20 protein-coding genes and 2 tRNA genes are annotated in these 19,689 nt (G+C 33.2%); 9 read left to right on the forward strand and 13 right to left on the reverse strand.

Annotated features, from left to right (window positions below):
- Window positions 1-116: 116 nt before the first annotated feature.
- Entirely contained in the window at window positions 117-1,124 is a 1,008-nt protein-coding gene (locus P2W65_RS01315; RefSeq protein ID WP_289662931.1) for a 3-oxoacyl-ACP synthase III family protein, read from the reverse strand.
- Window positions 1,125-1,388: 264 nt separating this feature from the next.
- On the opposite strand from P2W65_RS01315, the gene P2W65_RS01320 reads away from it, so the two are divergent.
- Window positions 1,389-3,800: an alpha/beta hydrolase family protein gene (locus P2W65_RS01320; RefSeq protein WP_289662932.1), complete on the forward strand. Its 2,412-nt coding sequence runs from the start codon at window positions 1,389-1,391 to the stop codon at window positions 3,798-3,800.
- A gap of 101 nt (window positions 3,801-3,901) precedes the next feature.
- Here the strand turns inward: P2W65_RS01320 and P2W65_RS01325 are convergent, their stop codons facing one another.
- From P2W65_RS01325 to P2W65_RS01335, 3 genes are all read right to left on the reverse strand, one after another.
- The gene (locus tag P2W65_RS01325) at window positions 3,902-4,852 is read right to left on the reverse strand and encodes an ABC transporter ATP-binding protein (protein WP_289662934.1); all 951 of its coding nucleotides are present in this window, start codon (window positions 4,850-4,852) and stop codon (window positions 3,902-3,904) included.
- 105 nt (window positions 4,853-4,957) lie between these two features.
- Window positions 4,958-5,653: a YiaD family glycine zipper/OmpA-like lipoprotein gene (locus tag P2W65_RS01330; protein ID WP_289662936.1), complete on the reverse strand. Its 696-nt coding sequence runs from the start codon at window positions 5,651-5,653 to the stop codon at window positions 4,958-4,960.
- 19 nt (window positions 5,654-5,672) lie between these two features.
- A complete protein-coding gene (locus P2W65_RS01335; protein WP_091496443.1) occupies window positions 5,673-6,170 on the reverse strand; it encodes a lipocalin family protein in 498 nt (165 codons plus the stop codon).
- Between the two features lie 207 nt (window positions 6,171-6,377).
- On the opposite strand from P2W65_RS01335, the gene htpG reads away from it, so the two are divergent.
- The 4 genes from htpG to P2W65_RS01355 all read left to right on the forward strand — a co-directional run bounded on the left by htpG (window position 6,378) and on the right by P2W65_RS01355 (window position 11,544).
- Window positions 6,378-8,258 carry a molecular chaperone HtpG gene (gene htpG, locus P2W65_RS01340; RefSeq protein ID WP_179007868.1) on the forward strand — a complete coding sequence of 627 codons (1,881 nt, stop codon included), beginning with the start codon at window positions 6,378-6,380 and terminating at the stop codon, window positions 8,256-8,258.
- Between the two features lie 163 nt (window positions 8,259-8,421).
- A complete protein-coding gene (locus P2W65_RS01345) occupies window positions 8,422-9,681 on the forward strand; it encodes a patatin-like phospholipase family protein (RefSeq protein ID WP_289662940.1) in 1,260 nt (419 codons plus the stop codon).
- A gap of 165 nt (window positions 9,682-9,846) precedes the next feature.
- The gene (locus tag P2W65_RS01350; protein WP_289662942.1) at window positions 9,847-10,674 is read left to right on the forward strand and encodes a hypothetical protein; all 828 of its coding nucleotides are present in this window, start codon (window positions 9,847-9,849) and stop codon (window positions 10,672-10,674) included.
- Window positions 10,675-10,809: 135 nt separating this feature from the next.
- Window positions 10,810-11,544, forward strand: coding sequence for a DUF4369 domain-containing protein (locus P2W65_RS01355; RefSeq protein ID WP_289662944.1), 735 nt, complete (start codon window positions 10,810-10,812; stop codon window positions 11,542-11,544).
- A 79-nt stretch (window positions 11,545-11,623) separates the two neighbouring features.
- On the opposite strand, the gene P2W65_RS01360 is transcribed toward P2W65_RS01355, so the two are convergent.
- The 8 genes from P2W65_RS01360 to idi form a co-directional block, all read right to left on the reverse strand.
- Entirely contained in the window at window positions 11,624-12,082 is a 459-nt protein-coding gene (locus P2W65_RS01360) for a DUF5362 family protein (protein WP_289662946.1), read from the reverse strand.
- Between the two features lie 149 nt (window positions 12,083-12,231).
- Window positions 12,232-12,305, reverse strand: a tRNA-Thr gene (locus P2W65_RS01365).
- 109 nt (window positions 12,306-12,414) lie between these two features.
- A tRNA-Thr gene (locus P2W65_RS01370) sits at window positions 12,415-12,488 on the reverse strand.
- Window positions 12,489-12,564: 76 nt separating this feature from the next.
- A complete protein-coding gene (locus tag P2W65_RS01375) occupies window positions 12,565-12,831 on the reverse strand; it encodes a hypothetical protein (RefSeq protein ID WP_091496454.1) in 267 nt (88 codons plus the stop codon).
- 58 nt (window positions 12,832-12,889) lie between these two features.
- Window positions 12,890-13,858: a type I phosphomannose isomerase catalytic subunit gene (locus P2W65_RS01380; RefSeq protein WP_289662949.1), complete on the reverse strand. Its 969-nt coding sequence runs from the start codon at window positions 13,856-13,858 to the stop codon at window positions 12,890-12,892.
- A gap of 44 nt (window positions 13,859-13,902) precedes the next feature.
- On the reverse strand, window positions 13,903-14,361 hold the full coding sequence (locus P2W65_RS01385) for a peroxiredoxin (protein ID WP_179007856.1): 459 nt from the start codon (window positions 14,359-14,361) through the stop codon (window positions 13,903-13,905).
- 3 nt (window positions 14,362-14,364) lie between these two features.
- On the reverse strand, window positions 14,365-14,775 hold the full coding sequence (locus P2W65_RS01390; RefSeq protein WP_289662952.1) for a 6-carboxytetrahydropterin synthase: 411 nt from the start codon (window positions 14,773-14,775) through the stop codon (window positions 14,365-14,367).
- A 22-nt stretch (window positions 14,776-14,797) separates the two neighbouring features.
- Window positions 14,798-15,325: an isopentenyl-diphosphate Delta-isomerase gene (gene idi, locus P2W65_RS01395; protein ID WP_091496463.1), complete on the reverse strand. Its 528-nt coding sequence runs from the start codon at window positions 15,323-15,325 to the stop codon at window positions 14,798-14,800.
- A gap of 323 nt (window positions 15,326-15,648) precedes the next feature.
- Between idi and msrB the strand changes: the two genes are divergently transcribed.
- On the forward strand, window positions 15,649-16,200 hold the full coding sequence (msrB, locus tag P2W65_RS01400; protein ID WP_289662956.1) for a peptide-methionine (R)-S-oxide reductase MsrB: 552 nt from the start codon (window positions 15,649-15,651) through the stop codon (window positions 16,198-16,200).
- Between the two features lie 8 nt (window positions 16,201-16,208).
- Window positions 16,209-16,817, forward strand: coding sequence for a peptide-methionine (S)-S-oxide reductase MsrA (msrA, locus tag P2W65_RS01405; RefSeq protein ID WP_289662957.1), 609 nt, complete (start codon window positions 16,209-16,211; stop codon window positions 16,815-16,817).
- 99 nt (window positions 16,818-16,916) lie between these two features.
- Here the strand turns inward: msrA and P2W65_RS01410 are convergent, their stop codons facing one another.
- Window positions 16,917-17,354 (reverse strand): META domain-containing protein, encoded by a 438-nt coding sequence (locus P2W65_RS01410; protein ID WP_289662958.1) that lies wholly within the window; start codon window positions 17,352-17,354, stop codon window positions 16,917-16,919.
- Window positions 17,355-17,711: 357 nt separating this feature from the next.
- On the opposite strand from P2W65_RS01410, the gene P2W65_RS01415 reads away from it, so the two are divergent.
- Window positions 17,712-18,314 (forward strand): TetR/AcrR family transcriptional regulator, encoded by a 603-nt coding sequence (locus P2W65_RS01415; RefSeq protein WP_179007844.1) that lies wholly within the window; start codon window positions 17,712-17,714, stop codon window positions 18,312-18,314.
- A gap of 113 nt (window positions 18,315-18,427) precedes the next feature.
- Complete coding sequence (locus P2W65_RS01420; RefSeq protein ID WP_289662960.1) at window positions 18,428-19,687, forward strand: TolC family protein; 1,260 nt, start codon at window positions 18,428-18,430, stop codon at window positions 19,685-19,687.
- The last annotated feature ends 2 nt before the right edge of the window (window positions 19,688-19,689 follow it).

Consider the following 19,689-nt stretch of genomic DNA (forward strand, 5'->3'; position numbering starts at 1 on the left):
TTTTATTCAAATAAGACCTAACAGGTTTTAAAAACCTGTTAGGTCTGAGTGCGCAATTTATAAAAAAACCCGCTCCAAAACGAAGCAGGTTTAAAATATAATGTAAGATGATTATTTTACCATTTAATAATAGCACTTGCCCAGGTAAATCCGCTACCAAAGGCTGCTAAAACTACAGTATCTCCTGATTTGATTTTTCCTTGTTCCCAAGCTTCAGTCAAAGCAATCGGAATAGAGGCTGCAGTTGTATTTCCATATTTTTGAATATTATTGTGAACTTGATCATCTGTCAATTTAAATTTGTTCTGAATGAACTGAGAAATTCTCAAATTGGCTTGATGTGGAATCAGCATATCGATATCTGAAACCTGAAGACCATTTGCTTCTAATCCTTCGTTGATTACTTCTGCAAAACGAACTACAGCATTTTTAAATACAAACTGACCGTTCATATATGGATAATAACTTTCATCATTTGGATCATTGTCTGCAATAATATCAGTTACCCAGCGTGCTCCCATTCCTGGTGCCTGTAACGCTAATTCTTCTGCATGCTCTCCTTCAGAGTGTAAATGAGTAGAAAGAATTCCTTTGCTTAGATCTTCTTCTCTGCTTAAAACTGCTGCTCCTGCTCCATCTCCAAAAATTACTGAAACACCTCGACCACGAGTTGTCATGTCTAATCCTGTTGAATGAACCTCAGAACCAATTACCAAAATGTTCTTATACATTCCAGTTTTGATATATTGATCTGCAACAGAAAGTGCATAAACAAATCCTGAACATTGGTTTCTAACATCTAAAGCCCCAACAGTTCTTAACCCCAAATCTCTCTGTACCAAAACACCTGGTCCTGGAAAATAGTAATCTGGACTTAACGTAGCAAAAACTACAAAGTCAATATCTTCTTTGGCAACGCCAGAACGTTCGATTGCAATTTTAGCTGCTTTCACTCCCATTGAAGTTGTGGTGTCTTCTCCACGAATAATATGTCTACGCTCTTGAATTCCAGTTCTTTCCTGAATCCATTCGTCATTGGTATCCATTATCTTAGACAAATCATCATTAGTCACCACATTAGAAGGAACATAATATCCTAAACCAGCTATTTTTGAATGATACATACTCTATTATTATTTATTAAAAATTTGGATTGCAAATTTACGCATACTTTAAAATATACGTACACAAAATACTATTTTTTTCGTAATTAGCAATTTAATATCATTTAATTATATGGCATTTTAACTGTTTTTATATTTTGAAAAAACAGCATTTTGTGTTATTCTTTGAAAAAAATTAAAAATAAGCACTAAAATGTAACAAGACAAATGTATTTTAGACAAACATTTCTAAACACCATTTTTTTAAACCACAAAACTTAAATTATGAAATTAAAGATTACCTTGTTCTTGCTTTTCAGTTTTGGCTCTTATTCTTTTGCTCAAGAGAACCTAACCTACCAAAAACCTCCAAAATCTATTCTAGATTTAGCCGATTATCAAAGAGCTCCTTCAGTGTCTATGGATACCAAAAAAGAAAACATGCTCTTAATGTATCGAAATACATACAAAACACTGGACGATTTAAACCAAGACGAAGTTCGTTTAGCTGGTTTAAGGATTAACCCTGTTACCAATATATCTAGTACCGTAACTTATATCAATAATCTTAAACTGCGAAAAATAAGCGGTAAAGACGAAGTTCAGGTTATTGGTTTACCCGAAAATCCAAAAATCGCTAATATAATATGGTCTCCAAATGACAAAAAAATTCTGTTTTCTCATACTACAAACACAGGTGTAGAACTTTGGGTTTTAGATGTTGCATCGGCACAGGCCAAAAAACTTACCGAAGCTACTGTAAATGCTAATTTAGGAAATCCGTTCAGCTGGTTTTCTGACAATGAAACGATTCTGGTAAAAATGCTTCCTAAAAACAAACCTGCTCTTTTAGATTCTAAAAAAGATTTGCCAACCGGACCAATTGTTTCTAATACTTCTGGAGAAAAATCCCAAAACAGAACCTATCCGGATATGCTGAAAAACAAAAATGATGAAATCAATTTTGAAAACAGTATTACCTCCGAATTGTACAAAGTAAAACTAAATGGGGATGCCATTTTGTTTAAAGAAGCTGCCATGTTTGCTGGAGAGAGAATTTCACCAGACGGAAATTATATTATGCTGACTACAATTCACAAACCATTTTCATATGTAGTCCCTCTAAATAGATTTCCTTCTAAAACTGTAGTTTATGATATAAGAGGAAAAGAAATTAAAACAGTTAATGAAGTACCTCTAAACGAAATTATGCCTAAAGGCTTTATGGCTGTTCGAAAAGGAAAAAGAGAAATGAGCTGGAGAAATGACAAACCTGCAACTCTTTCTTATGTTGTAGCATTAGACGAAGGAGATCCGGCAAAAAAAGTCGATTTTAGAGATGAGGTTTTTCTGTGGGATGCACCATTTGAAAAAGAAGCTTCTTCATTGGTAAAAACACCGCAACGTTACGATGACATTAAATGGGGAAATGACAATATTGCAATCCTTACAGATCAATGGTATGACACTAGAAATACCAAATCTTATTTAATCAATCCATCCAATCCAAGTCAGCAACCAAAAGTAATTACGGATAGAAATTCACAAGACGTTTATTCAGATCCAGGCAATTTTGAAACTCGTAAAAACGAGTATAACAAATATGTTTTAGCTATTGAAAAAGACAATCTGTACAGAATTGGAGACGGCTATACAAAAAATGGCCAATTCCCTTTTATTGAGGAATTCAATGTTAAAACTTTGAAATCAAAACATATTTATACTTCATCTTATAAAGATAAAAAAGAAGATATTATAGAAATAGAAGATTTCAAATCGGGGAAAGTTTTGGTTCAGATCCAGTCAAAAACAGACTATCCAAATTATTACTTCAGAAATATTAAAAAACAAAACAGCTTAACAGCGATTACTGATTTTAAAAATCCTTTTGAAAGCATTAAAAATGTCAGCAAAGAAGTTATCAAATACAAACGTAAAGACGGATTAGAACTTTCCGGAACTTTATATCTTCCAGCTGGTTATGATAAAACGAAAAAAGAAAAACTCCCGCTATTAATCTGGGCTTATCCAGCGGAATATAAAGACAGAAATAGTGCTTCTCAGTCTACTCAAAACTCAAACGAATTTACATTTCCATACTATGGTTCATTTGTATATTGGGTTACCAAAGGATATGTTGTTTTAGATGATGCGGCTTTCCCAATTATTGGAGAAGGTAATACAGAACCAAACGACAACTTTATTTCGCAGTTAGTAGACAATGCTGCAGCAGCAATTGATGCTGTAGATGCTTTAGGCTATATTAACCGTAAAAAAGTGGCTGTCGGCGGGCATTCGTATGGTGCTTTTATGACAGCGAACTTATTAACACATTCTAACTTATTTGCCTGCGGAATTGCGAGAAGCGGTGCTTACAACAGAACATTAACTCCGTTTGGTTTTCAAACTGAACAGCGTAATTACTGGGAAGTTCCAGAAGTATACAACACCATGTCGCCTTTTATGAATGCTGATAAAATGAAAACTCCTATTTTATTAGTCCACGGTGAAGCCGATAACAATCCTGGAACTTTTACGCTGCAGACAGAACGTTATTTCCAAGCTTTAAAAGGTTTAGGAGCACCTGCAAGAATGGTTATTTTACCTAAAGAATCACATGGTTATGCCGCAAAAGAAAATATTTTACACCTTCTTTGGGAGCAAGACCAATTCTTAGATAAATATTTGAAAAACTAATTTCGTATCAAAAGCAAACCCGACAGGCTTTGGAAACCTGTCGGGTTATTATAACTTAATATTTTTCAACCCGATAGAGTAAAAACCTATCGGGTTATTTTTTATAAATAATTTAAAGCTAAAAATACTTCTTGTTCAACTGGTAAATCTATTTCGCTTTCAAAAAAGATTAACTGTCTTTTATAAACAGTTTCAATTAGATAATGACTTCCTCTAAAATAAGTCCTTCTAATTTTTACCATTAATTTAGACTCCGAAACCATTTTAAACTGGTGCGGATACACTAATGTTTTATGCGTTTCATCTTCATATGACAATAATAAATGAGTTGGAATTTCATTTACTTCCCCAAATAGCGAAGCCACATACTTTATTTTTGGATCCTCATAAATCTTAGAAGGATCATCTTTAACAAGCACTTCTCCATTTCGCATTACAATCGCTTGATCTGCAAAAGACAAAGCATCTGTACTGTCATGCGTTGCAATGATGCAGGTAATTCCTTTTTGCTTTAAATAACGGAACAAATTACGGCGAAGCGCATTTTTTCTAAAAGCATCAATCTGGCTGAATGGTTCATCCAGTAAAATTACTTCTGGTTCCAGAGCTAGAACTCTAACCAATGCCACACGTTGCTGTTGTCCACCACTTAAAAACTTAGTTTTCACGTTAGCAAACGAATCCATTTCTACCATTTCAAGCAATTCCTGAACACGCAGTTTTTTCATGTTGGCAAAACCATTCGAAAGAAACTTACCTACGTTTTCTGCCACAGTTTCATACGGAGACAAATCAAAATCCTGTGCCAGATATTTCATATAAGGCATTCCTGGAATCAAATTGAATTTTGGCCCCAAAATAGGTTTACCTTCGTAAGAGATATTCCCTTCATCTAAATCATACAAACCGTATATAAGTTTAAGCAACGTACTTTTTCCGCAGCCACTTTCACCAATAATAGCAATGTTCTGTCCTTTCTCAATAGAAAAAGAAATATTTTTTATGACGGGGCTGTCGGTATAAGTAAAAGATATATTTTGAATGTCAAGCATGAGTTGTAATATGAGAGGTCAAATTTACAATGTTTAATTTCTAAAGTCAAAAAAAAGCTGCTTCATTTAAGAAACAGCTTTTTTTATATTTTATTTTGTCTGAAATTATTTTCCAGCTTCTGCTTTTGCGTCATTTACCATTTTGTCGTTTGCAGTAATTGAGAATTCAACACGACGGTTTTGAGCTCTTCCTTCTGGAGTATCATTTGTTGCGATTGGATCTGCAATTCCTAAACCTGAAGTTTTGAAACGGCTAGATTTTAATCCTTTTGCCACTAAATAAGCTTGTACTGAAGCTGCCCTTTGTCCAGAAAGTGTTAAGTTATATTCTGGTTTTCCTGTGTTATCAGTGTAACCAAAAATCTGAATATCAGTATCTCCATATTCATTAAATACTGGAACCAATTTATCTAAATTAGCTTTTGCTGTAGAAGTCAAAGTCGATTTATTAGTATCAAATCGAACTGAATTTTCATTCAGAGTCAAGTGAATACCTTCTCCAACTCTTTCTACAGAAGCACCTGGTAAAGCCTGATCGATTTCACGAGCTTGTTTATCCATTTTGTTACCAATAAGCGCTCCAGTTCCACCACCAACGGCAGCACCAATTGCAGCACCCAAAGCCGCGTTTCCACCTTTACCTAAATTATTTCCTAAAACTGCACCAATTACACCTCCAGCCACAGCACCAATTCCGGCACCTTTTTGAGTATTATTGGCATTCTTTACTGAATCACAACTAGTAAAAAAACTAGTTAATACCAATAAACTACACAAACCTAAAACAGTTATCTTTCTCATCTTTTATCTCTTTAAAATATTAATTAGCTCTTTGAAATTGGTATACCACATCTTTTACCTGACCACCAACATTGATATTATCAATTAATTGGAATGAACTTTCAGTTACACCGGCAACTTTAAGCAAATAACCATCTCTTACTTTCTTGGCTTTTTCACCTGCATCAAGAATTTTAAGAATAAACATTCCTTGGTTATTGATACTCCATACAATTGGTGAAGAAAATCCAGTACAACTTGGCGATGTTAAAGCCATTGTCCCTTTATTGTTGTTTGAAATAAAACTCCAAGTACTTCCGATAAAACATTTTGAATCTGCAAGATCAAATGAATTTACTTTGATGTAGTCTGAACCTGGATAAGACACATTGGTAAGCACCCAATTTCCTTTTAACGCTACTTGAGTAGGTCTGTCTAATTTTTTTGAAAGTGTTGTGTCTGTTGAAGACGTTGACGAAGCTGACTTACACGCGAAAAACATCACGGCAATCAAGCATATAAAAATACCCTTCTTCATTTTATACAATTTTTTATAGATTAATATTTTGCTTTTTTAACAATTATTGTACCACAAATATACGATTCGTAGAGATATTTATCATTCCAGAATCTATTTATTTTCTTTCAAAATTAACACTTCCGACATTTTGTCACCCTAAAAACAATTGGTATTTTATTTGAAGAAATGAAAATCATCAAGTTAAATCAAAAAATAAATAAAAATATGACAACAGGTAAAATTAATGTTTCGGTAGAAAACATCTTTCCCTTAATCAAAAAGTTCTTATACAGTGACCACGAGATCTTTCTTAGAGAGTTAATTTCAAATGGAACTGATGCTACTTTAAAATTAAAACACCTTATCAGTATTGGTGAAGCTAAAGTTGAATACGGAAACCCAATTATTGAGGTTAAAGTTGACAAAGAAGGTAAAAAAATCCACATTATTGACCAAGGTTTGGGGATGACTGCTGATGAAGTTGAAAAGTACATCAACCAAGTGGCTTTTTCTGGGGCTGAAGAATTCCTAGACAAATACAAAGATTCTGCAAAAGATTCTGGAATTATTGGTCACTTTGGTCTTGGTTTCTATTCTGCTTTTATGGTGGCTGAAAAAGTAGAAATTATTACTAAATCATACAAAGACGAACCAGCTGCACATTGGACTTGCGACGGAAGTCCTGAATTTACTTTAGAGCCAGCTGACAAAACTTCACGTGGTACAGAAATCATTCTTCACATTGCAGAAGATTCTCTAGAATTTTTAGAAGATTCTAAAATCAGCGGATTATTGAATAAGTATAATAAATTTATGCCTATTCCAATTAAATTCGGAACAAGAACTGAAACACTTCCAAAACCAGAAGATGCTCCAGAAGATTATGTTAATGAAACTGTTGAAACTGACAATATCATCAACAACCCAAATCCAGCTTGGACAAAACAACCTTCCGAATTATCTGATGAAGATTACAAAAACTTCTACAGAGAATTGTATCCAATGCAATTTGAAGATCCGTTATTCCACATTCACTTAAATGTAGATTATCCGTTTAACTTAACTGGAATTTTATATTTCCCTAAGTTAGGATCTGATATGCAAATTCAGAAAGACAAAATTCAGCTGTATCAAAACCAAGTTTACGTTACTGATAACGTAGAAGGAATTGTTCCTGAATTCTTGACAATGCTAAAAGGTGTTATCGATTCTCCAGATATTCCATTAAACGTTTCTCGTTCTGGTTTACAAGCAGACGGAGCGGTTAAGAAAATATCAAACTATATTACTCGTAAAGTAGCTGATAAATTGAAAGCTTTATTTAACGAAAACCGTGCTGATTTTGAAGCAAAATGGAATGATATTAAAATTGTTCTAGAGTACGGAATGCTTTCTGAAGATAAATTTTACGAAAAAGCAGGTGCATTTGTTTTATACCCAACTGTAGACGATACTTATTTCACTTTAGAAGAATTAAAAGAAAAACTAAAAGAAAACCAAACAGACAAAGACGGTAAATTAGTTGTTCTTTACGCTGGAAATAAAGATGCACAGCACTCTTACATTGAAGCAGCAAAAGATAAAGGATACGAAGTATTGCTTTTAGATTCTCCAATTATCTCACATTTAATTCAGAAAATTGAAAACGATAATAAAGATGTAACTTTTGTGCGTGTTGACTCTGATCATATTGATAATTTGATTAAAAAAGACGAAAACACGATATCAAAATTATCTGAAGATGAAAAGGCAACTTTAAAAACTTCATTAGAAGCTTATATTCCAAAAGCATACAGTGTTCAACTAGAAGCAATGGATTCTCAAGCAGCTCCATTCTTAATCACGCAGCCAGAATTTATGCGTAGAATGAAAGAAATGAGCCAGACAGGTGGAGGCATGTTCGGGATGGGTAATATGCCAGAAATGTACAATTTGGTTGTAAATACAAATTCAGACTTAGCTTCAAGCATCTTAAATACTGAAGATAAAGTACACCAAGAGCATTTAGTAAAACAAGCTTTAGACTTGGCTAAATTATCTCAAAACTTATTAAAAGGTGAAGCTTTAACTGCTTTCGTAAAAAGAAGTTTTGAAATGATCAAATAATCATTCCAAAAGAATATTTTTCAAAATCCTGCAAATTCAGTTTTGCAGGATTTTTTTTGTTCTTAAAACACCCTTCAAAAAAAGGGGAATTCTCCCCTATCCTCAAAATAGTAGTTTGTATAATTTTGAAAACCAACAAATTAAAATCAAAATTCTAGAAATCATGGATAAGAAGAAATTTACAGAAAATGGAACAGTTCTAGCAATTATTAACGATTTAAGAGATAATATTAGAAACAAGAAATTCTCAGATATCACAGACAATAATAATAATCAATATGTCGATCTTGTTCAAGAAGGCGGCGGTGTTCTTGGAATTGCCCTAATTGGCTACGTTTATGTTTTAGAAAAAATGGGGATCCGCTTTCTAAGTCTGGCCGGAACTTCTGCAGGAAGCATCAATACCATGCTAATGGCAGCCGCAGGAACTTGCGATATCGAGAAATCGGAATGGATTCTGGACTGTCTTTGCAATAAAAACTTATATGATTTTGTTGATGGAGATCGCGACGCTCGTCAGTTTATCGATGCATTGCTGAGTGATGCTGGAAATTTAAAATTGATTATGAGAGGCGTTCAGGTTGTAGATAATTTTAAAGATGATTTAGGACTGAATCCAGGAAATAATTTCCACCAATGGATGACTAATTTACTTTCGCAGAAAGGAATAAAAAATTACGGCGATCTAAAAGCTTTAAGAAAAAAAGGTGTTTCAGACAAAAACAAATTATTTAGAATAAACGATCAGGGGCAAAAAGAAGAATATAAACGAGAAGACCATTGGAGCGAAATGGCCATTATTGCAGCAGATATTACAACCGAAAGTAAAATCGTTTTTCCAAAAATGGTCGATTTATTTTACTCTAATCCAGATGTTCAAAATCCAGCCGATTTTGTTAGGGCTTCTATGTCGATTCCATTATTTTTTACCCCCTTCAAAATCAAAAATATTCCTGGTGGAGTAGATTCTTGGAACAGATGGAATGAAGCAACCTGCCTTAGAACCTCAGTCCCATCCGAAGTTATGTTTATGGATGGCGGCATTATCTCCAACTTCCCCATCGATATTTTTCATGAAAATCTAAACGTTCCCGCATCACCTACTTTCGGAATTAAATTAGGTTATGATAAAAACGAAATCAATACAAATGAAAAATTCTCCAATTTAATCAGTTCAATGTTTGATACGGCAAGATATGGTTATGATGCCGAATTTTTAAGAAAAAATCCCGATTTTAAACACTTGATCGGTTATATCGACACCGGAACACACAACTGGCTTAATTTTAATCTGACCGAAGATGCTAAAATTGATTTATTTATCCGCGGAGCACAAAACGCCGCCGATTTTTTAAACCGCTTTAATTGGGAAGAATATAAGAAAATCCGTAAGGCTAAAAGCGATTATTACAAGTCGGTCTAAGATTTTCAACAATAAAACAACATTTTATACGTTGCTCATACTTTTTTCTTCAAAAAGACGTTATAATATCCTGTAATGAATACTTACAGGATTTTTTATTAAGCTTCATTTTTTTTCGCTAAATTTGATTGCCTTTTTATCTAACACCAAACATAAAAAACCATTATGAAAAAAATCACTATATTACTAATAACCATCTGTATAGGTTCTCTTCTCTTTGTTTCCTGCTCAAACGACAGTAACGAAGGAACAGCTTCAGCAGACCTTACAAATATTGGTGCATCGATCGCAATTGACACTTCTAACGAAATGGATCTTAACACTGGTTTAGCTGTTGCAACATCAACCGCTACAGCAAAAACAACAGAAACTGTTGTTGGAATCTGCGCTTCAATTACAATAACAACTCCAAACGGCGGAGAATATCCCAAAGTGATTTTAATAGATTTCGGGACTGGATGCAAAGATGACAACAACCTTACAAGAAAAGGAAAACTTGAAGTAACCCTTACTGGAGCACTTACTACAACTGGAAGCAAAATGACAATTAAAAGAGTAGATTATTCTATTAATAACATCAAATTAGAAGGTACTATTGAACACACAAACACTACTACCGTAACAACAGTACCACAATGGACACGAAAAGTAACAAACGGAAAACTAACGGACTTACAAGGTGGCGTTTATACTAATTCTGGAACTTATACAACAAAACAAACTGCTGGAATTGATACTCCTTACGTATTGTCCGATGATATTTACGAAGTAACCGAAGGCACACACACGGTAACAACATCAAACGGCACAACCCTTACTCTGACAGTTAAAGAACCTCTGATAAAAAAATACTCTTGTACTTTTATCTCTAAAGGTCAGTTAAAAATTCAAGGAGGTATTTTAAACGGCGTAGTGGATTACGGAAACAATGACTGCGACGCCCTTTACACTTATACTCATGAAAACGGTGCTTCATTCAATTTATCAATGTAAAACCTTTTCACACTATATTTTAAAATCCCAATTTAGAAATAGATTGGGATTTATTTTTTTTATAAAAATAAAACTTGCAGCACTTTACATTTAAACTATTTTCTTTATTTTGCACCCAAATCTAATAAACCACCAATGAAAAAAACATTAATTGCTTTTGTTACGCTTGCCCTGCTGGCATCATGCAGCAAAAAAGAAACTACTGGTAATGTACATATTACTGGAAACGTTAAAGGATTAAAAAAAGGAACGTTATATATCCAGAAAATTGTCGACACTGCACTGGTTGCAATTGACAGTATTAAAATAGATGGAAATTCGGCCTTTGAAAGCAATATCACATTAGATTCTCCACAAGTATTATATTTATTCTTAGACCGTGGTGTTACGAATTCGTTAGACAATAACATCTTGTTTTTCGCAGAACCAGGAAATATCAACATCGATACTAATTTAGACCATTACATTTCTGATGCTAAAATTACTGGTTCAAAAAACCAAGAATTATATGAGCAATATGCAAAAATAAACAGCCGTTTTAATGATGAAAATCTTTCTTTGGTAGAACCACGTTTTAGAGCGTTAAAAAGACAAGATCAAAAGGCAGTAGACAGTATTACTAAATTGCAAGAATCTAACATCAAAAGAAGATACTTATATGCAACAAATTTTGCTCTAAACAACAAAGACCATGAAGTTGCTCCCTATATTGCGTTAGCAGAGATCTATGATATTAATTTAAAGTTTTTAGACACAATTCAGAAATCAATGACTCCGAAAGTAGCTCAGTCTTTCTATGGAAAGAAATTAACGAAATATGTTAATGACCTAAAAAAAGAAGAACAAACACAAACACCAAAAGCAGAATAATTCTTTTTTAAGAACTCTATAAAAAAATGCCCTGAAAATTTCAGGGCATTTTTTATTTATAATTATCGCTTTTAATCGACTATCTTGCCATTAAGCCTCCAAGAACTGCAAAGGCAAAGAAAAGCGCGTAAATCGCCAATAAAACCACCATAAGAATTCCAATAAACTTATAATGCGATTTTAAATAACCAAACGAAGATGTTAAAGCTTCTGAATCATTATCTCTAAAAGCTTTTTTCGCGTTTGAACTGAATTTAAACAAATAATAAACGGGAAAAAAGTAAAAAGCTGCCATTAAAAAATAAACAGCCCCCATTGCCGCCCCAAAAGAACCTCCATAAGCTCCCATTCCTGGCATCGTACTTCCCATTGCTGAAAAAATGGCACCTGCAAAAACTGCAATAATAAGTAAAAGTCCGATTCCGATAAAACCAAGAATAGACAAAAAATAAGCCCACTTAGCTGTTTCTTTAATAAAATCTTTTGCTGTGATATCCAGCTGTAATTCAAATTTCTCAAATACAGAAGTTTCTTCCATTAGTCATAGAGTTTATAGGTTATCTAACAAACATAGGAAAAATATTCTTAAATTAAAATCCAAATTAAAAAAATCCAAACTCCAACCCGAAACCTAAAACTTGAGTTTTGCGCAAAAAAAAACCACTCACTAAGTGAATGGTTTTTTTGAGCCGATAGAGGGACTCGAACCCACGACCTGCTGATTACAAATCAGCTGCTCTAGCCAGCTGAGCTACATCGGCCTATTTTGCGAGTGCAAAGATAAAAATGTTTTTTAATATTCCAAAAAAAATTTCACACTGCCCTCTATAATTAAAAAAACCATCACATTTCTGTGATGGTTTCCGTTTGAGCCGATAGAGGGACTCGAACCCACGACCTGCTGATTACAAATCAGCTGCTCTAGCCAGCTGAGCTACATCGGCCTCATTACGGGTGCAAATATAAAGCGGTTTTTCAATTTCCCAAAATAATTTTGCACTTTTTTACACTTTTTTTTGCTTATAGTGCGTTGATTTTTTCAACCAATTGATTAGCAGTTTGTTCTAATTCAATATTGATTTGCTTGAAATGTGCTTTTTTATTTTCAACGTTCTTTGCGTTCACTTTTGTAATCAAAGTATCGAATGCAGCAATAGCTTCATCGATCAAAGCATTCGTTTCTGGAGTTGGATTTCCTGTTGTTGACATCTCGAACAAGTAAACTGCCTCAATAATATCTCCTAATACGAAGTTGATGTCTTTCTTTAAATTTTTAACGTTTGCCATTTTTATTTATAATTTTAATTTGCGTTTGCAAAAGTACATATTATCTTTAAAATATGTGTTAAGAAATGTAAATTTCTAAAATTGAAGCATTTCCAGTCAAACTAAATGCATTAATCGCAGCTGGAACCAAAACGGTATCTCCTTTTTTATACGAATTTTTAAATCCGTTAGATTCAATTTCAAAATTACCTTCAATACACATATACACTGTAAAAGTTTCTCCAGTTTTAGAAACTTCCAATTTATTTTCTAATGGAAGGAAATTAGTTGTAAAATAAGGGCAATCTACGACTGTATTTGAAGTATTGACTTTAGATTCGTATTTCTTCTGTGTATCAACTTTATTATAGTTTATAGCATCAAGTGCTAAATCTACGTGTAACTCTCTTTTATTTCCCTGAGCATCTACACGGTCAAAATCGTATAATCTATACGTAATATCAGAAGTCTGCTGAATTTCGGCAACAACCAAACCAGCTCCAATTGCATGGACTGTTCCTGTTTCTAAAAAGAACACATCTCCAGATTTTGCTTTCACATCATCTAAGATCGAAACCAAAGTATTATCATTTAAGTGTTTTAAATATTCTTCTTTGCTTGAATCTTCTTTAAAACCAACAATAATTCTTGCATCTGCATCTGCCTGCATTACGTACCACATTTCAGTTTTACCAAATGAATTGTGACGTTCTTTTGCTAATTTATCGTTTGGGTGAACTTGAATCGAAAGATCTTCTCTAGCATCAAGATATTTGAAAAGTAATGGAAACTGTTTCCCAAAACGCTCATAAACTTTAGTTCCTAAAACGGCGTCTGGAGCTTCATCAATAAGATCCATTAAAGATTTTCCTTTTAGAACTCCGTTTGCTACCACACTTACATCTCCTTCTACAGTAGATAATTCCCAGCTTTCGCCAGTAATTTTAGAAACGATTGGTTTGTTCAGAATTGTTTTTAGTTTTTCTCCTCCCCAGATTCTTTCTTTCAAAATCGGTTCAAATTGCAAAGGGTATAAATTTTGACTCATGTTTTAGGCTAATATATTTGTTTAATTAATTATGTTGTGGTCTTTTATAATACTAATTCTTTGACAGTTTCTAAAGCTTTCGGTATATGTTTAGCAGCATTTACACTATCAAATATCGAAATCACCAAGCCGTTCTTATCAATAATATAAGTAACACGGCCAGGAAGAAGTCCAAATAAATTATTTCGGACACCGAAAAGCTTTCTTAATTTTTTATCTTGATCTGAAAGCAAAATAAAAGGCAATTGATGTTTAGCTGCAAATTTGTGATGTGACTTTACACTATCACTGCTAATCCCGATTACCTCAGCACCCAAATCTTTGAAATCTTCATATTGATCCCGAAAACTGCAGGCTTCTGTTGTACAGCCAGGCGTATTATCTTTTGGGTAAAAATAAATTACCAATGGTTTTCTTCCTAAAACACTTTGGCTTTCGAAAGTTTCTCCATTATTGTCTTTTGCAGTAAAATTCGGAACTATATCTCCTATTTTTAATGACATTTTTTATTCTCCTTTATAAGTTACAAAATTGCGGTCAGTTTCATTCAGCACCACTTCTAAATCAAAATCAGGCTGAATTCTTTTTCTAATTTTATTCCATATCACAACAGCAATATTTTCTGCGGTTGGATTCAAATCTAAAAACTCTGGGACATCCAGATTTAGATTTTTGTGATCAAACGGAATTTCAACTTCTTCTCGTATAATATCCGCTAATACTTTCACATCTAAAACAAAACCAGTTTCCGGATCAATCTTTCCTGTAACACTTACTGTTAAACCATAATTATGACCATGGAAATTAGGATTGTTGCATTTTCCAAAAACAGCATCATTTTTTTCAAATGACCAATCTTTTCTGTGTAGTCGATGTGCAGCATTAAAATGTGCTTTTCTTGATATGGTTACTCTCATTTAGGCTTTTGGTTCGTTTGGGTTAAAGTTTATGATCTTCTAAATAATGATAAAATTCATCAAAAATAATTTTAAACCAAACCGTATATATTTCGGGCTGTTTTTCTATATCTGCTTTTACATCTTCAATCTTCATCCATTTCCAATCTTCGACTTCTTCGGTATTGATATTTGGATCTTCGTTGTAATATCCAATCATTACATGATCTAGTTCATGTTCTGTCAACCCATTGTCAAAAGGTGCTTTATAAATAAAATGAAACAGCTCTTTTAAATCTGTTTTAAATCCCATTTCTTCAAACAACCTTCTGCTTCCTGCTTCGATGTTGGTTTCGCCTTCACGCTGATGACTGCAGCAAGTGTTTGTCCACAGCAAAGGAGAATGATATTTTTGATGTGCACGCTGCTGCAGCATGATTTCATTTTGCTCATTTAAAACAAAAACTGAAAATGCACGGTGCAAAAGCGCTTTTTCATGTGCTTCTAATTTTGGCATTAAGCCAATCTGCTCATCATTTTGATTAACTAATATTACGTTTTCTTCTGTCATAAGTCTTCTTAAGCAAACAAAAATACGAAAAAAGAAATGGCTTAAAAATCCTAATTATAATTGTAAAAAATCCAATTCTTGACTCATTTTCTATTTTTCTGATTTACAACATTATAAATCACATTAAAAATTAAAAGCTATTAAAATTAAGACATAAAAACTACATTCACTTTATTTACGTAACTAATAAAAAGTTAAAACACACTTAAAAAAATCTCAATTATTTTAAACTCAGTATTTCGAGGTAAATCTCAGCGTATCTTTGATTGGTAAATTCAAAATCCTAAAGAATACTGATTGAACACAAAATCCACTATTTGTTTATGAAATCTAAAACTCAATTTCTCAGTCTTTGTTTTTTAATACCGCTTTTCATTTTGCAGGCGTGCGGACAAAACAATAAAAAATACAGTAAACCGACTTCTATGAAAAATGTCATCGAAAAACCAGGAAATCCTTATTACTCCAATACAGATACTACAAAACTAAAGGTGACGGATGCCGAATGGAAAAAAGTACTACCAGAAGATGTTTATGCTGTAATGCGTGAAGCCGACACCGAAAGACCTTTTACAGGAAAATATTGGAATACAGATGAAAAAGGAACTTACTATTGTGCTTCGTGCGGCAACAAACTTTTTAGATCTACCGCAAAGTTCTCAAGCAGTTGTGGCTGGCCAAGTTTTTTTGAGCAGGACAACAAAAAAAGCATTGTTTTTAAAGAAGATAATTCAATTGGAATGGAGAGAATTGAAACACTTTGCGGTCGTTGTGGTGGACATTTAGGCCATATTTTTGACGACGGCCCTGAACCAACAGGAAAACGCTATTGCATGAATTCCATTGCCCTTGATTTTATTCCTGATTCTAAATAAACCTATTTATGAAAAATATACTTTTAATATGTTTCCTGGCGCTATCGCTAAAGGGAATTTCACAGAATAAAAAAGCTTCCAATCTAGAAACCATTACGCTTGGCGGAGGATGTTATTGGTGTGTTGAAGCAGTTTATGAAAATCTGGATGGTGTAAAATCGGTTGTTTCTGGATTTTCTGGAGGAAATGTTGCCAATCCTACTTACGAAGAAGTCTGTACAGGCGAGACGGGACACGCTGAAGTAGTTCAGATTACGTATGATAAAACAGTAACTGATATTAATGAAATTTTCAAAGTCTTTTTTACCGTTCATGATCCAACGACTTTAAACCGTCAGGGAGCAGATGTAGGAACACAGTACCGTTCTGTAATTTTCTACAGAAATGCTGAACAGAAAAAAGCAGCTGAAAGCATTATAGCCGATTTGAATAAAGCCAAAGTTTACAAAAGTCCCATTGTAACGAAAGTAGAACCTTTTAAAGTTTTCTACAAAGCCGAAGATTATCATCAGAACTATTATGCAAACAACAAAAATCAGCCATATTGTAAAATGGTGATCCAGCCAAAACTGGAAAAATTTGAAAAGGTTTTTAACAATAAACTTAAAAAGCATTAAATGTCAAAAAAGGGAAATGAAATCAAATTCATTTCCCTTTTTTTATCATTTTGAACTTTGTCAAAGTTTAAAACTTTGACAAAGTTGCATCAACCTAAATTATTGTTTTGCTACTTTTTTGAATCGCATTACTGGAATATCTCCATTAATCAAATTCAGTTTTCCATCTTTATCGATAGAATAACTGGTAACTTGTTTTATCTGTTTCAAAAACTCTTGCTCTCCTCCGCCTTCACAAAACATCATAGTTGTTGGCCCAGCTTCTCCAAAACTTAAAGATTTTCCTTTTAGAGTATATGGCGCACTGTAACCATTACATCCGTTATTACCATAAACCCTTGTTTCTTTTTGATCAAAAGTAAGCTGTGGTTTTTTATTTGGATACAATCCATCAAAAGCAATTCTAGGCCCAGAAATATATTCTAATTGCCAAGTTGTATCAAATAGATTTCCTGCATTTGAAGCTTCTTTTGATGCATTACATGAAGCAAAAAATAAAGTCAAAACCGAAACGACTGCGAGTGTGTATTTTTTCATTTTTTTTGTTTTTGAAGATTAATATTGCGTTCTCAATATTCGTGCCCGATTGATTTAACGGGTTCAATTTTCTTAATTCAAATATCTTAATGGTATATTTTTTTGCCAATCTAATTTACGGTTTTTATTTTAGATTATTATTAATCAAAACTTTACAAAAGAAATAAAAATTGTTCCTCTTGAAATAATTTTTTTGACAAGGATTTAGATTGCGGAGCTACTTGTGAGGATCCTTCGTTTCTCAGAATGACAAGATTGTGGCTACGGCATCGTTAGTTTCTATTTTTAATCAAATGATTAAAATATTTGTTTAACCTGAAAATAATTTTATAACTTTGTCACGGAATTTAATTCAAGATGGCTAAAAAGAAAATAGACGCTAGTACAGAGGAAAAAATAATTGAAGCGGCCCGTAAAGTTTTTACAGAAAAAGGGTACGCTGCAACCCGTACGCGCGATATTGCCGAAGAAGCTGGTTTAAATCTGGCTTTATTAAATTATTATTTCAGAAGTAAAGAAAAACTTTTCAGTCTGGTTATGGCTGAAAAAATCGGGCAATTGTTTGGCGTGATTGCTCCAATTGTCAATGATGACAAAACTTCTCTGCAGGAAAAAATAGAACTTATTGTTCCTGCCTATTTAAATGTTTTATTACAAAATCCGGGACTTCCACTTTTTGTTTTAAGCGAAATACGAAATAACCCAGAACATTTCAGTAATAGAGTTCAAGCCGGTAAAATATTAACGCAATCAATTTTGGTCAAACAACTTTTAGAGAAACAGCCTAATGTTAATCCGCTTCAATTTATATTAAACTTACTTGGAATGTGTATTTTCCCGTTTGTGACCAAACCTGTTTTTGAAGCTTCAGGATTGTTAAACAATGCTTCTTTTAACCAATTAATCGAAGAAAGAAAAACATTAATTGTAAAATGGGTCAACCTAATGCTCGATAATTAATTTTTTTTGGTGTAAATTTAATCAAATGATTAAAACAAAATAATAAACATAAAAATCTATATATGAACATTCTATATGAATAAATATCAAAAAACAAATAAAAAAAATTGAACATGAAAAGATTACTAATACTTTTTCTCATTTTATCAGCAGCAGGGTATTCGCAGCAAAGCGAAAAACTCTTAACGCTTGATAATTGTTATCAACTGGCAGAAGAAAATTATCCTTTATCCAAGAAAAGAGAGCTTATCGCCAAAAGCAATGAATTTACAATTGAAAATATTGCAAAAGGATATTATCCAAAGTTTGATATACTGGCGCAGGCAACTTATCAATCTGATGTTACCAAACTTCCCGTAAGCATTCCGGGAACTTCTATGCCGATATTAAATAATGACCAGTATAAAGCTTACGGCGAACTGAACCAGATTATTTATGATGGTGGCAATATCAAACAGCAAAAAGAAGTTGTCAATTCTCAAACTAAAGTACAGCAACAACAGCTTCAGGTAGATTTATATGCTGTTAAACAAAGAGTGACAGATATTTATTTCGGAATTTTAATTTACAACGAACAATTACGCCAAAATGAGCTGCTGAAAAACGATATTTTAATTGGAATAAAAACTGTTGAAGCACAGCTTAAAAACGGAACAGCTTACAGAAGCAGTCTGGATTTACTAAAAGCAGAATACTTAAAAGCCGATCAGCAAGCTATAAGTATTAGAAGTTATCGAAAAGGATATCTTGATATGCTCGGCCTTTTTATAAATCAGGAATTAAATACTGAAACAAAATTAGAAACGCCACAAACCAGTATCTCTCGATTAGATATTAATCGTCCGGAATTGGCTCTTTTCAATTTTAGAAATGAAAGTTTTGAACTCAACAAAGAAACTATCGATGCCGGAAACAGACCCAAACTTAACTTTTTTGTACAAGGCGGTATTGCCAATCCTGCACTCAATTTTTTAAAAGAAGGTTTTGAATGGTACTACATTGGCGGACTTCGTTTAAATTGGTCTTTGACGGGCTTATATACTTCTAAAAAACAGAAAGAAATCATTGACATTAACAAATTAGAAGTTGATGCCGATAAGGAAACTTTTCTTTTCAATACCAATCAATCTTTAAAACAACAAAATGCTGAAATCACTAAACTTCAGGAATATTTAATTTCTGACGGACAGATTGTTGATTTAAGAAGTAATGTTAAAAAAGCAGGTTTAGCTCAATTAGAAAACGGCGTTATCAATCCTGACGATTATCTCAAGTTTGTTAATGATGAAAACGAAGCCAAACAAAATAAAATCATTCACGAAACTGAATTGCTTCTGGCGCAATACAGACAAAAATTAATAACCGGAAACTAACA

Origin of the sequence: Flavobacterium panacagri, from assembly GCF_030378165.1 — a bacterium.
Taxonomy (GTDB): Bacteria; Bacteroidota; Bacteroidia; order Flavobacteriales; family Flavobacteriaceae; genus Flavobacterium; species Flavobacterium panacagri.